Here is a 13,658-nt window from a genome sequence, read left to right as displayed (position 1 = left end):
CAATTGCCGGGCTTGCGACGCCGCACGCGGCGTGTCCGATCCGGCGCGTGTTTCGGCGCTCCCCCGCCCGCGGTGCGGGTCAGGCCGGCTTGACGCTTGCCGTGGCGGCGCGGGCGCGCTTCTCTGGGCGCGAGCAGCAAGACAACCGGAGAGCCCAGACATGACCGCGCCCCTGACCGGCTACACGATCCTCGACCTGACCCATGTGCTGGCAGGCCCGTTCTGCACCATGACGCTGGCCGATCTCGGGGCCGATGTCATCAAGGTGGAGCAGCCCGGCGGCGGCGACGACACGCGCGCCTTCCCGCCCTTCAAGGACGGCAAGTCGGCATATTTCGCGGCCATCAACCACGGCAAGAAATCCATCGCGCTTGACTTGAAGGACGACGAGGATCGCCTTGTTTTCGAACGGCTTCTGGCCAATGCCGATGTCATTGTCGAGAACTACCGCCCCGGCGTGCTCGATCGGCTGGGCTATGGCTGGGAGATCCTGCACGAGGCCTATCCGCATCTCGTCTACGGCGCGGTCTCGGGCTTTGGCCATACCGGGCCCGATGCCAAGCGGCCGGCCTATGACATGGTGGTGCAGGCGCGCGGCGGGGTCATGTCGATCACCGGCGAGAAGGACCGCGACCCGGTGCGGGTGGGCGCCTCGATCGGCGATATCGTGGCGGGCATGTTCCTTGCGCAGGGCATCCTCGCCGCGCTTCTGGATCGCACGCGCACCGGGCGCGGGCGCAAGATCGACGTCTCGATGCTGGACAGCCAGCTGGCGATCCTCGAACATGCCATCGCGCTGACCTCGGTCACCGGCAAGGCGCCGGGGCCTTCGGGCGCGCGCCACCCCTCGATCACCCCGTTCGAGACCTTCCATGCCAGCGACGGGCTGTTCGTGATCGCCGCTGGCAATGACCGGCTGTTCGAGAAGCTCTGCATCGCGCTGAACCTGCCGCTGGCCGGCGATCCCCGCTTTGCCACCAACCCCGCCCGGTGCGAGAATGCCCGCTTGCTCAAGCGCTTGATCGAGGCGGTGACGCTGGACAACACGCGCGCCTTCTGGATCGAGAAGCTCAAGGCAGCGGGCATTCCCACCGGCCCGATCCAGAGCGTCGACCAGGTGTTCAAGGATCCCCAGATCGTGGCGCGCAACATGCTGGTGGACGTGCTCGACCGCAACGGGCGCGCCGCCTACAAGGCCGCCGGCAACCCGATCAAGATGACCGACATGCCCGACCCCACCACCCGGGCGCCGGCGCCCGACCTCGACGGCAATCGCGGCGAGATCCTGCGCTGGCTCGACGAGGGCTGATGGCGCTTGCCCTTGCGGCGGTTCGGCGGGAGACTGGCCCATGGGATCCCTCTTGCGCAGCCTTGCCCGACTTGCCCTGCTCGGCCTGATCGCCTGGGCGGGGCTGCGGCTGTGCGACGCGCTGATGGCCCGGGCGCCCGAGGCCGGCGGCTCGGCGCTGGTGCTGGGCCTTCTGCTGATCGGCTACGCGCTGCTGCTGGCCCTGCCCTTCGTGCCCGGCATCGAGATCGGTCTGGCATTGCTGATGATGCGCGGGGCCGAGGTCGCGCCCTTCGTCTGGACGGCCACCGCGGCGGGGCTGTCGCTGGCCTTCCTTGTCGGGCGCGCCCTGCCCGCCGCGTGGATCGCCGCCAGCCTGCAGGACCTGCGCTGTGACCGCGCCGCCGCGCTGGTTCTGCGGCTGGAGGATGAACCGCAGGCCCTGCGCCTGCGTTTCCTGTCGCAGAACGCGCCGGCCACGTTGCGCCCCGTGCTGGATCGCGGGCGGCATCTCGGGCTGGCGCTGCTGCTCAACCTGCCGGGCAACGCGCTGATCGGCGGCGGCGGCGGCATCGCGCTGCTGGCCGGGGTCAGCCGGCTGTTCCGGACCTGGGCCGCGCTGACCACGCTGGCGCTGGCCACCCTGCCGGTGCCGCTGCTGGTCTGGCTGGCCGGGCCCGGCATCCTGCCCTGGACGCGCTGACCGGCCGCACCCCGCGCGACGCTTTCGGCGGCCATGATGACGCAGCCCGCCTTTTCCCCGGCGCGACAATCGCTATGGTCCGCGACGACAAGACGATGGAGTCCGCATGACCACTGACCCGCTCGTGATCTTCACCCCGTCCGGCAAGCGCGGCCGCTTCCCGGTGGGCACCCCCGTGCTGACCGCCGCGCGGCAGCTGGGCGTGGACCTCGACTCGGTCTGCGGCGGCCGCGGCATCTGCTCGAAATGCCAGATCACTCCAGCCTATGGCGACTTCCCCAAGCATGGCGTTCAGGTGGCCGAGGACGCGCTGTCGGGCTGGAACGCGGTCGAGGAACGCTATGACAGCAAGCGCGGTCTGAAGACCGGCCGCCGGCTGGGCTGCCAGGCCACGGTGCAGCGCGACGTGGTGATCGACGTGCCGCCCGAAAGCCAGGTGCACCGGCAGGTGGTGCGCAAGGCCGCAGCCGCGCGCACCCTGCAGATGGACCCGGCCACGCGGCTCTACTATGTCGAGGTGGATCAGCCCGACATGCACGAGCCCACCGGCGACCTCGAGCGCGTCGCGCGGGCGCTGCGCGCGCAATGGGGCATCGAGGAGATATCCACAGAGTTTTCCACACTTGCCGGATTGCAACCGATCCTGCGCAAAGGTGACTGGAGGATCACCGTGGCCTTGCACAAATCCGACAATTCCGCCATCCCGCGCCTTGTCGCCGCCTGGCCCGGCCTGCACGAGGCCGGGATCTACGGGCTGGCCATCGACCTGGGCTCCACCACGATCGCGGCGCATCTCACCGATCTCGACACCGGCGCGGTCATGGCATCCTCCGGCATCATGAACCCGCAGATCCGCTTTGGCGAGGACCTGATGAGCCGGGTCTCCTACGCGATGATGAACCCCGGCGGCGCGACTGAGATGACCCGCGCCGTGCGCGAGGCGCTGGACACGCTGACGATCGAGATCGCGGCCGAGGCCGGGATCGACGCGGGCCTGATCCTCGAGACGGTCTTTGTCTGCAACCCGGTCATGCATCACCTGCTGCTGGGCATCGACCCGGTGGAGCTGGGACAGGCGCCCTTCGCGCTGGCAACCTCGGACGCGGTAACGCTGTCGGCGCGCGAGCTGGGGCTGACCGCCCTGCCCGGCGCCGCGCAGATCTACGTGCTGCCCTGCATCGCGGGGCATGTGGGCGCCGATGCCGCCGCCGTGGCCCTGTCAGAACAACCGGGCAAGTCCGAGGACCTCGTGCTGGTGGTCGACGTGGGCACCAATGCCGAGATCCTGCTGGGCGATACGACGCGCGTGCTGGCCTGTTCCTCACCCACCGGGCCCGCCTTCGAGGGCGCGCAGATCAGCTCGGGGCAGCGCGCCGCACCCGGCGCGATCGAGGCGATCCGCATCGACCCGGTCACGAAAGAGCCGCGCTTCCGCGTGATCGGCTGCGACCTGTGGTCCGACCAAGACGGCTTCTGGCAGGAGGTGGCGCAGACCGGCATCACTGGCATCTGCGGCTCGGGCATCATCGAGGCGGTGGCCGAGCTGCGCATCGCCGGGCTGATGGACCCTTCGGGGCTGATCGGCTCGGCCGCGCAGACTGGCACGGATCGCTGCGAGGCGGACGGGCGCACCCATGCCTACCTGATCCATGACGGCAGCGCCGAGGGCGGGCCGCGCATCACCGTCACGCAGGGCGACATCCGCGCCATCCAGCTGGCCAAGTCGGCGCTTTATGCCGGGGCGCGGCTGTTGATGGACGAACGCGGCGTCGACCGGGTCGACCGCGTGGTGCTGGCCGGGGCCTTCGGGGCGCATATCTCGGCGCTGCACGCCATGGTGCTGGGCATGATCCCGGACGTGGCGCTGGACAAGGTCAGCTCGGCCGGCAACGCGGCCGGCACCGGGGCGCGCATCGCGCTCTGCAGCCTGGCCGCGCGGCGCGAGATCGAGCGCATGGTGCATCGCATCACCAAAGTTGAGACGGCGATCGAGCCGCGCTTCCAGGAGCATTTCGTGGCCGCCAACGCCATCCCGCACGCCACCGACCCGTTCCCCGAACTGGCCAGCCAGGTGAGCCTGCCGGTGGTCTCGTTCAACACCGGCAGCGGCGGTGGTGAGGGCGGCCGGCGCCGGCGCCGCCGCGGCTGAGCCGCTCACGTCCACGTGATCGCGCGCGCCGGGATTTTTCCGCGTCGCGTGAAACCACGACGACAATCCTTCCGTGGCTAGGGGTATCCGCGGCGCATGACGCGCCGCCCTGAGACCTGACCGGGAGGACCCCATGCTTCGACTGATGACCGCCACCGCGCTGTGCAGCGCGCTCGCCCTGCCCGCCCTGGCCGAGAGCCATGCCGGCGGCAACCCGATGGTCGGCGGCGCCGAGATGTTCGCCGACCGCACCATTGTCGAGAACGCCGTGAACTCGGCCGATCATACCACGCTGGTCGCCGCCGTGAAGGCCGCCGGCCTGGTCGAGACCCTGTCGAGCGAGGGGCCCTTCACCGTCTTCGCCCCGGTCAACGCCGCCTTCGACGCCCTGCCCGCCGGCACGGTCGAGACGCTGCTGCAGCCCGAGAACAAGGATCAGCTGACCCGCGTGCTGACCTGCCACGTGGTCGCGGCCAAGGCCATGTCCGACGCGATTGCCGGGATGATCGCCGATGATGGCGGCACCCACCCGGTCGAGACCGTGGGCGGCTGCACCCTGCAGGCGCAGATGGACGGCGACATGATCACCCTGACCGATGAGCGCGACCGCAGCGCCACCGTCACCATCGCCGATGTGGAGCAGTCCAACGGCGTGATCCACGTGATCGACACCGTGCTGCTGCCCCGTGGCGCGGCCCCGGTGAAGGAGGACATGCCCGAAGACGCGGCGGCGGATGTGCCCATGGTCGGCGGCGCGCCCATGTTCCCCGACCGTACCATCGTCGAGAATGCCGTGAATTCCGAGGATCACACCACGCTGGTCGCCGCCGTGAAGGCCGCCGGGCTGGTCGAGACCCTGTCGAGCGAGGGGCCCTTCACCGTCTTCGCCCCGGTCAACGCCGCGTTTGACGCCCTGCCCGCCGGCACGGTCGACACGCTGCTGCAGCCCGAGAACAAGGACCAGCTGACCAAGGTGCTGACTGCCCATGTGGTGCCCGGCCGCCTGACCGCCGCCGACATCATCCGGCGCGAGCGCAGCTCGTCGGACGGGTTCTACCACATGACCACGGCCTCGGGCGACGCGCTCTCGGCGCGCGTGGTGAATGGCGGCGAGGTCTTCATCTATGACGAGACCGGTAATGCCTGGCAGGTCACGCAATCCGACGTGATGCAGTCGAACGGCGTGATCCACGTGATCGACGGCGTGCTGCTGCCGCGCTGAGCCCGTTCCGGTTGGGTAACGAGTGGCCCGGTTCTGGTAACCCGTGAACTGGTATGTGCCGGGCTTCGTGTAACGAGTGAAAGCCGCCCCGCCCCCCCGGGGCGGCTTTGTCGTGTCGCGCAGTATTGTCGCGAGCGGCGCCTGTCAGGCCGCGATGGCGCGCGCCAGCGAGCGGCGCCGCATCGCTGAGCCGATCTGCCGGGTCAGCACGTCGTTCGAGCGAAAGCGCAGCTGCTCGCCCTCCTGCATGATCTCGAACCGCTTGTAGCCGCCCATCAGCCGGTGGGCCTGCTGCGCGGCCACGACGACCGTGATCTCGACACTGTCGCCATCCTTTGGCTCGAAGGTCTCATCCGCCTGCCGGGCCGCCCGCTCGCAGATCTTGCGGAAGCTGCCGATATCCAACACCTCGCCCCCCTCAAGCGGGCCCTGGTTGGTGCGCGCGCGCAGGTCCCCGCCGAGCGGTGCCTCGTCATCGACCCGGTCGCTGACCACGGTGGTCAGCGTGTTGCCGTCGCGGCGCAGATCGACCTTGATCCCCAGCAGATAGACCGTGTCCGAACCCATGTTGGTGACGAGGCAGCGGGCGTCGCTTTCCTGTTCCACCGCCGAGGCGATGTGGATCACCGCCCGGTTCGCCTTGCGGAAGCTGGCGAAGATGAGTTGCAGATAGGCCATCCAGACCAGCAGCATCGCCGCGTTCAGCACCACGCCCAGAACGGCCGCGTTCTCCTGCATCCATGTCCACATCGCATCATCCCCCGTGTCGGTGTCTTCGCAGGCCAACCCCCCGGGGCGCATCCGCGTTCCCCGGCGGGCTTGCACCCGGGCGGGTCGCGTGGTCTGAGCAGCCCCGAACCACCAAGGGCCAGATCCATGCTGCACGTGCTGACGCATAACATCCTGCCGGTCTTCGCCATGCTCGCGCTGGGCTTTGCGCTGGGCCGGACCGGGCAGGTGCGCCATGACGAGGCCGGGGCGCTGAACCGGGTGGCCTTCCTGGTGCTGCAACCGGCGCTGCTGCTGCCGCTGATCGCGGGCCAGGACTGGAGCAGCTTCCGCCCCGCCCCGATCGCCGCCTATGCCGGCAGCCAGGTGGTGATGTTCGCGCTGGCCTACCTTGTGGCGCGCAAGGGGTTCGGCCGCGACCACCTCGAATCCTGGCTGCTGGCCATGGCGACGATGTTCGTGAACACGCTGCTCTATATCTGGCCGATCTCCTACCTGATCTACGGCGAGGCGGCGGCGCTGCCGATCACCGCCGTGGTGTCTTGGGATTCGGCGGTCACGTTCAGCTTCTTCATCGTCACCACCGACCTGATGGCCGGCCGCAGCGCATCCCGCCGCGCGGCACTGGCCCGCGTGGCGCGCAACCCGGTGCTGATCGCCATAGCCTTGGGCGCGGCGCTGAATCTTGCCGGGCTGTCCCTGCCCGCCCCGGTTCTGACGGCGATGGATTTCGCCGGCGCCGGCGCCGCCCCTCTGACGCTCTTCGCACTGGGCGTGATCCTGTCGGGCCATGCGCTGCTGCCCTCGGGCCCGGTGATCGCGATCTCGGCGCTCAAGCTGCTGGCCTTCCCCGCGCTGGTCTGGGCCGGGCTGCACCTGACCGACACGCCCACCGGGTGGGAGACGCTGTTCATCCTTGCCGCCGCCGGCCCGTCTGGCGCGATGGCCTTCGCGCTGGCCATGCTCTACGGGGTGCGCACCGACGTGATCGCCCCGGTGATCATCTGGACCAGCACCCTGTCGCTGCTGTCGCTGGCCTGGCTTGCCTGACGTGCACGTGTCCGCACGTCAGCGCCACAAGCTCAGGTTGCCAAATTGCGGCCATTGTTAACCACGGTCCCGAAAGACTGCACCGGGTTGCGCACAGGATCTGTTGCAGCGCTGCACCCGTCAAAACACTGGAAACATACAGTTTCCTATCGCGCCTCCCGAACATGGGAAAATTTTGTCCACAGGGATGTGCAACGCTGGGCAGAAACCGCGCTTTTGCCCTATAGTGTTCGCAGAGAGGACAGAAAAACATCGGATGTCTTGTACATCTGAGAAACCATAAGCAGGCAGGCTTCACATTGTCCCACGATACGGCACCGACCGTGCGCGCCCTGCGCGCCGAAGACCGAGAGGTCTGGCAAGAGCTCTGGACGGCCTACCTGGCCTTCTACGAGACCCGTGTCGCGCCGGAGGTCTTCGACACCACCTTCGCCCGTCTTCTGGGCGAGGATCCGCGCGATTTCAGCGCGCTGGTGGCCGAGGTCGACGACGATGTCGTGGGGCTGACGCATTACCTCTTCCATCGTCACGCGTGGAAGATCGAAGAGGTCTGCTACCTGCAGGATCTCTACGCCCGGCCCGAGATGCGCGGCCGCGGTGTGGGCCGGGCGCTGATCGAGGGGGTCTACGCCGCCGCCGACGCGCACGGGGCCGCCACTGTCTACTGGTTGACTCAGACGTTCAACGACAATGCCCGCCGGCTCTATGACCGGATCGGCGTCGTCACCCCGTTCATCAAGTACCAGAGACCGTGATGCGCCAGACCCGTCGTTTCCTCCTCCCGCTTTACCTGATGCTCGGCGCCTGCATGCCGGTGTCGCACAGCGATACCGCGACGCGCGCCGCCGCCGTGGTCGACAGCGCCAGCTCGCTGCCGCCGATGAAATCCTTCTCGGTGCCGCGCCCGCAACAGCCCGTGGCCGCCAATTCCGACATCGCGCGCGATTTCCTCGACCTCGCCTTCAGCCTCGAATCGGGCCGACCGCTGCCGATCCTGACCCGGTTCGAGGGGCCAATCTCGCTGCGCGTCACCGGTGCGCCGCCCGCCTCGCTCGGCCCCGATCTCAAACGCCTCGTGCACCGGCTGCGCACCGAGGCCGGGATCGACATCCGCCTGACCGCCGAGGCCGGCGCCAACATCACCATCCAGGCCGTGACCCGCGCCGAGATCCGCAACGCGCTGCCGCAGGCCGCCTGTTTCGTGGTGCCCAACGTCTCGTCTCTGTCCGAGTACAAATCCTCGCGCCGGTCGCGCAAGACCAGCTGGTCGCAGCTGCGCTCGCGCGAGCGGCTGGCCATCTTCCTGCCCAACGATGCCAGCCCGCAAGAGGTGCGCGACTGCCTGCACGAGGAACTGGCCCAGGCGCTTGGCCCGCTGAACGACCTCTACCGCCTGCCCGACAGCGTCTTCAACGACGACAACGTGCACACGGTGCTGACCGGGTACGACATGCTCATCCTGCGGATCTACTACGATCCCAGCCTGCGCACCGGCATGAACCGCGCCCAGGTGGCCGACCGTCTGCCCGCGATCCTCGCGCGGATCAACCCGGCCGGCCAGTCCGGCCAGCCGCAGCGGCTGAGCAAGACGCCGCGGGTCTGGATCGACGCGGTGCAGACCGCGCTGGGCCCCGGGGCGAACCCCGCGCAGCGCCGCGATGCCGCGACCGAAGCGCTGAAGGTGGCCAGCGCCATGGGCTGGCGCGATCACCGGCGGGCCTTCTCGCATTACGCCATGGGCCGGCTGCTGCAATCGGTCGACCCGCAGGCCGCGCAGGATCATTTCGTTCTGGCGCAGCGCTATTTCGGATCGCGCCCCGACACCGCCCTGCACCGCGCCTATGTCGCCTCGCAGCTGGCTGCCTACGCGATCAGCTCGGGCCGGCCCGAGGATGCGCTCTACTTGCTGACCCCTCATCTGGACACCGCCGCGCGGCACGAGAACGCCGCCCTGCTGGCCACGCTGATGATGCTGCGGGCCGAGGCGCTGGAACTGGCCGGCCGCATCACCGAGGGCCGCAAGGTGCGGGTGGACAGCCTTGGCTGGGCACGGTACGGGTTCGGCTCCGACTGGGCCGTGCGCGCCAAGCTGCGCGAGATCGGTTCGCTCAACCCGGCACGTCGCAGAGGGGCGCTATGATCGTCATCGTTATGGCCATTCTCGGGGCCATCATCGGGGCCAGGACGGCCAAGGGCCGCAAGGGCAACCGGCTGGACATCGCGCAATATGCGGTGATCTACGCCATCGCCTTCGCGCTGCTGGGGCTGATTGTCACGATCGCGGTTGAAAAGCTCATCGCCTGACCGGACCTGGCCGCGTTCGCGCGGCCTCGTCCGATGCCGGCGCATCCCGCGATGTCGCGCGCCGGCATCCGGGCTGAAACGCGAAGATCGGACTGGGTTCTGCCGAGCCATCTTTTCCCGGCCCGCTGCATGCCCTAGAGATGGGCCATGTTCGTGCCTTTCTTCGAAAACCTGCGTCAGGCTGGCGTGCCCGTCACCCTGCGCGAGTACCTTGTCTTCCTGGACGGGTTGCAGGCCGGGCTTGCGACCTATGACGTCGAGGCCTTCTACTTTCTTGGCCGCGCCGCGATGGTGAAGGATGAACGCCATCTCGACCGGTATGACCAGGCCTTCGCAGCCAGTTTCAAGGGGCTCGAGGCGCTGCCGCCCGAGGCAGTGCTCGAGGCGCTCGACCTGCCGGCGGACTGGCTGCGAAAGCAGGCCGAGAAACACCTGACGCCCGAAGAGAAGGCGCAGATCGAGGCGATGGGCGGCTTTGACAAGCTGATGGACACGCTCAAGGAGCGTTTCAAGGAACAACAGGGGCGCCACCAGGGCGGCAACAAGTGGATCGGCACCGCCGGAACCTCGCCCTTCGGCGCCTATGGCTACAATCCCGAGGGGGTGCGTATCGGTCAGGACGAGAGCCGTCACCAGCGGGCGGTCAAGGTCTGGGACAAGCGCGAATTCCGCAATCTCGACGACTCGGTCGAGCTGGGCACACGCAACATCAAAGTCGCGCTCAAGCGGTTGCGGCGCTGGGTGCGCCAGGGCGCCGAGGAAGAGCTGGATCTGGACGGTACGATCCGCGCGACGGCCGAGCATGGCTATCTTGACGTGCAGACCCGCCCCGAGCGGCACAATGCGGTGAAGGTGCTGCTGTTTCTTGATGCAGGCGGGTCGATGGACCCCTACATCAAGATCGTCGAAGAGCTGTTCTCGGCCGCGCGCGCCGAGTTTAAGCATCTCGAGCACTACTATTTCCACAACTGCCTGTACGAGGGCGTGTGGCGGGACAATCGCCGCCGCTGGGATGCGCAGACCCCCACCTGGGAGGTGCTGAACACCTATGGGGCGGACTACAAGTGCATCTTCGTGGGCGATGCCTCCATGTCGCCCTACGAGATCGCCTATCCCGGCGGGGCGAACGAGCACTGGAACGCCGAGGCCGGGCAGGTCTGGCTGCAACGTGCACGGGCGCAATGGGCCGATCATCTCTGGATCAACCCCGTGCCCGAGCGGCATTGGCAATATACGCAATCCATCCACATGATCCGCGAGATCTTCGAGGAACGGATGGTGCCGATGACGCTGGACGGGCTGGACCGCGGCATGCGGATGCTGGGCTGAACCGCTGCGGAGCTCATGCGGCCCGGCCCGCGTGACGTGAGCCGGCCTCGGGTGCGCGTTCGGTCCGGAAGCCGTTCACGAGATCGCCCAGGTGGGTGGCATCGGTGCGCAGCATATGGGCCGAGGCGGTGGATTGCTCGACCATGGCCGCGTTCTGCTGCGTGACACGATCGAGATTGGCAATACCGACGTTGATCTCGTTCAGCCCCTGCGCCTGCTCGCCGGCACCCTTGGCGATATCCGTGACCATGCCCGAGATGTCGGCGACCTGGTCGACCACCTCGTCCAGTGCGACGCCGGCCCGCTCCACCAGCCGTACGCCCTTCTGGATCTGGTCGGCGGAGCCGGTGATCAGGTCCTTGATCTGCTGTGCGGCCTCGGCGCTGCGCTGGGCCAGGCCGCGGACCTCGGAGGCGACCACGGCAAAGCCCTTGCCGGACTCACCGGCGCGGGCGGCCTCTACTCCGGCGTTCAGGGCCAGGAGGTTGGTCTGGAAGGCGATATCGTCGATCACGGTGATGATCTCGCCGATCTGGTCCGAGGATTTCTCGATCTCGCCCATGGCGTTGATCGCCGATTTCATGATCTCGCCGTTGCGGGCCGCGATCTCGCGGGCATTGCGCACGGCCTGGTCGGCGCTGTCGGCATTGGTGGCCGAGGCGTTCACGCTGTTGAGCAGTTCCTCGAGCGCGGCGGCGGATTGCTCCAGCGTGGCAGCCTGCGTCTCGGTCCGGCGGGACAGGTCGTCGGAGGCGCGGGCGATCTCTTCGGCCGAGTTGCGGATGTTGTCGGCATTGCCGCGCACCTCGCCGATCGCCTGTCGCAGGGCGGTCACCGCGCGGTTGTAATTGCTGCGCAGCGTCTCGTACTCGGCCGGGAAGGGCTGGTCGATATCGCCGGTCAGCACGCCCTCGGCCAGCACGTCGAGCGCCTTGCCCAGCAGGTCGACCACCGTGACCTGCGCCTCCATCTCCTGCGCGCGGGCGGTTTCGGCAGCGCGGGCCGTCTGCAGGGTGGCGACGAGCCGTTCGAGATCCGATCCGATGGCGCCAATCTCGTCCGCGCGGCGCGAGACGCAGATCTCGCTGTCGTAATCGCCTTCACTGACGCGGCGCACCGCGCTGCCGAGACGCTGCAGCGGCGTTCCGAGAAAGCGGCGCAGCGCCCAGATTGTCAGCCCCATCATCAGGGCAAAGATGCCGAAGGCCCAGGCGAGGATCGAGAGCTTGGCGGCGGCCACCTCGGCCAGCGCGGCATCGGCCGACCAGCCGAGGGCCAGCATGCCGAGGACCGGGCCGTCGGCGCCCTGCCGGACCGGTTCGACGCGCAGCATGCCGTCGGGCGTGGCCTGGGCCGTGCCCTCGGCCAGCGCGTCGCGGGCGAGATCGAGCAGGACCGAGCGCAGCACGTCGTCACCGGTGGCCGCGAGGATCGCACCGTCGGCGCCCACGACAAGGCCGGCCCGGCCGGCAGCGCCGGCATCCTCCAGCGCATTGGCGAGCGTTTCCTCGATCTTGTCGGCCACGTTAAAGCGGACCGGGTTGAACAGCGCCTGCGCCTCGGCACGCGTGGCCGCGGCGGCCTGTTGCACGACATTGTCCATCACCACGCGGTTCACCAGCCGCGAGGATTGCAGGCTCATCACCGCGGCCACCACGATCGTGGTGACCGCCATGACCGCCGCGCATCGCAGGAAGACGGAATCCAGTACCTTGCGCCAGCGCGCCATCTCGATCATGTCCGACATTGTCTGCCTCGTCTGCTTGTCCTTGGACCGGTGTCTTGCCTGTCGAAACCGGGCGGGCCTACATCAGCGCCTCGGCATCGATGCCCACGGTCATGGCGCCGATCACGTCCCCCGTGGCCGGGTCGGTGATCGAGACGGAGATCTGCGCCTGGTAGCTCTGGCTGGATTCGTCGAACTCCACCTCGCTCACATGGATGGCATCACTGCCCTTGGGATAGGTCTCGCTGAACTTGGCCTCGTCCCCCTGCCAGTAATCGGAGGTCACGCCCGAGGCGGCAACGTTCAGGCCCTGCGCATCCATGACGAAGACCTCGGTCACGGTGCCGCCGGCGGCAGCGACCTGCGCGCGCAGGAAATCCGAGGCCGCGTTCATCAACACCGCGTCGATCGTGGGGGTGCTGGCCATGCCGACCTCGGCCCGCCAGGCTTGGTCGAGACTGTCGACGCGCGCCTGGTCATAGCCCGAGGTGACGGCATTCTGGGCCTGGATGGCCTCGATCAGGACGGGCTCCTGCATCCAGGGGCGGATCGCGCTGTCGAGATAGGATTGCGCCGCCGCGCGCAGCTCCATCGCATGGGCCGCGGGCGCGGCGAGACAGGCCAGCACGGCAAGGAGAATCGGGCGTTTCATGGGACCTCCGCAGGGTTGGAAACGTCGTCACCCTACGAACGGAGCGCTTATACTCTCTTAAGGCCCGCTAAAATGCACAGCACTTTCTGTTGCGCGCCCCGGCAATCCGAATGGCTGGCGCCCGTGCCCGGCGCGCGGTAAGCAGGCCGCACCTGCCTGCCGACGAGGACACCGATGCCCTATCTCATTCTCGCGCTGGCCGTTCTGGCCGAAACCGTTGGCACCACGGCGCTGCAGGCCAGCCAGCAATTCACCCGACTGGGTCCGTCGGTATTGGTCGTGGTGGCCTATGCCGCGGCCTTCTACCTGCTGGCGATCGCGCTGCGGCATTTCCCGGTGGGCATCGCCTATGCGATCTGGTCGGGGCTGGGGATCGTCTTCATCGCGCTGATCGGGCGCGTGGTCTTCCTGCAGAGGCTGGATCTGCCGGCGCTTCTGGGGATCGGGCTGATCCTGGCCGGGATCCTGGTGATCAACCTCTTCTCGGACAGCACCATGCATTGAAA

Annotated in this window: 13 protein-coding genes and 1 pseudogene; 11 read left to right on the top strand and 3 right to left on the bottom strand. The window is 68.2% G+C overall.

Translation table 11 applies throughout. The annotated features are described in order from the left end of the window. Positions 1 to 160 precede the first annotated feature (160 nt). The 5 genes and pseudogenes from AVJ23_RS07375 (at position 161) to AVJ23_RS23305 (ending at position 5,362) form a co-directional block, all read left to right on the top strand. Entirely contained in the window at positions 161 to 1,309 is a 1,149-nt protein-coding gene (locus tag AVJ23_RS07375) for a CaiB/BaiF CoA transferase family protein (protein ID WP_058861517.1), read from the top strand. Positions 1,310 to 1,349: 40 nt separating this feature from the next. Further along, a complete protein-coding gene (locus tag AVJ23_RS07370) occupies positions 1,350 to 1,991 on the top strand; it encodes a hypothetical protein (RefSeq protein WP_157772638.1) in 642 nt (213 codons plus the stop codon). 106 nt (positions 1,992 to 2,097) lie between these two features. Next, positions 2,098 to 4,140: an ASKHA domain-containing protein gene (locus AVJ23_RS07365; RefSeq protein ID WP_058861515.1), complete on the top strand. Its 2,043-nt coding sequence runs from the start codon at positions 2,098 to 2,100 to the stop codon at positions 4,138 to 4,140. 145 nt (positions 4,141 to 4,285) lie between these two features. Next, positions 4,286 to 4,825: pseudogene (locus AVJ23_RS23310) on the top strand (fasciclin domain-containing protein); the annotation flags it as partial. 27 nt (positions 4,826 to 4,852) lie between these two features. Further along, positions 4,853 to 5,362 (top strand): fasciclin domain-containing protein, encoded by a 510-nt coding sequence (locus tag AVJ23_RS23305; protein ID WP_240484560.1) that lies wholly within the window; start codon positions 4,853 to 4,855, stop codon positions 5,360 to 5,362. A gap of 144 nt (positions 5,363 to 5,506) precedes the next feature. Here AVJ23_RS23305 and AVJ23_RS07355 read toward each other — a convergent pair whose 3' ends face one another. Then, the gene (locus AVJ23_RS07355) at positions 5,507 to 6,112 is read right to left on the bottom strand and encodes a hypothetical protein (protein WP_058861635.1); all 606 of its coding nucleotides are present in this window, start codon (positions 6,110 to 6,112) and stop codon (positions 5,507 to 5,509) included. 126 nt (positions 6,113 to 6,238) lie between these two features. Between AVJ23_RS07355 and AVJ23_RS07350 the strand changes: the two genes are divergently transcribed. The 5 genes from AVJ23_RS07350 to AVJ23_RS07330 all read left to right on the top strand — a co-directional run bounded on the left by AVJ23_RS07350 (position 6,239) and on the right by AVJ23_RS07330 (position 10,774). Then, the gene (locus AVJ23_RS07350) at positions 6,239 to 7,141 is read left to right on the top strand and encodes an AEC family transporter (RefSeq protein WP_058861513.1); all 903 of its coding nucleotides are present in this window, start codon (positions 6,239 to 6,241) and stop codon (positions 7,139 to 7,141) included. A 299-nt stretch (positions 7,142 to 7,440) separates the two neighbouring features. Beyond that, positions 7,441 to 7,896, top strand: a complete 456-nt coding sequence (locus tag AVJ23_RS07345) for a GNAT family N-acetyltransferase (protein WP_058861512.1) — start codon at positions 7,441 to 7,443, stop codon at positions 7,894 to 7,896. Then, entirely contained in the window at positions 7,896 to 9,281 is a 1,386-nt protein-coding gene (locus tag AVJ23_RS07340) for a DUF2927 domain-containing protein (protein WP_058861511.1), read from the top strand. The genes AVJ23_RS07345 and AVJ23_RS07340 overlap by 1 nt, the downstream gene beginning before the upstream one ends. Next, entirely contained in the window at positions 9,278 to 9,445 is a 168-nt protein-coding gene (locus AVJ23_RS07335) for a hypothetical protein (RefSeq protein WP_058861510.1), read from the top strand. Before AVJ23_RS07340 ends, AVJ23_RS07335 begins: the two co-directional genes overlap by 4 nt. 147 nt (positions 9,446 to 9,592) lie before the next feature. After that, positions 9,593 to 10,774: a vWA domain-containing protein gene (locus AVJ23_RS07330; RefSeq protein ID WP_058861509.1), complete on the top strand. Its 1,182-nt coding sequence runs from the start codon at positions 9,593 to 9,595 to the stop codon at positions 10,772 to 10,774. A 13-nt stretch (positions 10,775 to 10,787) separates the two neighbouring features. On the opposite strand, the gene AVJ23_RS07325 is transcribed toward AVJ23_RS07330, so the two are convergent. After that, positions 10,788 to 12,521 (bottom strand): methyl-accepting chemotaxis protein, encoded by a 1,734-nt coding sequence (locus tag AVJ23_RS07325; RefSeq protein ID WP_058861508.1) that lies wholly within the window; start codon positions 12,519 to 12,521, stop codon positions 10,788 to 10,790. 58 nt (positions 12,522 to 12,579) lie between these two features. Further along, positions 12,580 to 13,152, bottom strand: a complete 573-nt coding sequence (locus AVJ23_RS07320) for a PDC sensor domain-containing protein (protein ID WP_058861507.1) — start codon at positions 13,150 to 13,152, stop codon at positions 12,580 to 12,582. Positions 13,153 to 13,326: 174 nt separating this feature from the next. On the opposite strand from AVJ23_RS07320, the gene AVJ23_RS07315 reads away from it, so the two are divergent. After that, positions 13,327 to 13,656 (top strand): SMR family transporter, encoded by a 330-nt coding sequence (locus AVJ23_RS07315; protein WP_058861506.1) that lies wholly within the window; start codon positions 13,327 to 13,329, stop codon positions 13,654 to 13,656. Positions 13,657 to 13,658 lie beyond the last annotated feature (2 nt).

The organism is Pseudoponticoccus marisrubri (assembly GCF_001482405.1).
GTDB lineage: Bacteria > Pseudomonadota > Alphaproteobacteria > Rhodobacterales > Rhodobacteraceae > Pseudoponticoccus > Pseudoponticoccus marisrubri.
Note: the sequence above shows the minus strand (reverse complement) of the source record. Positions and strands in the feature narration are given on the sequence as shown.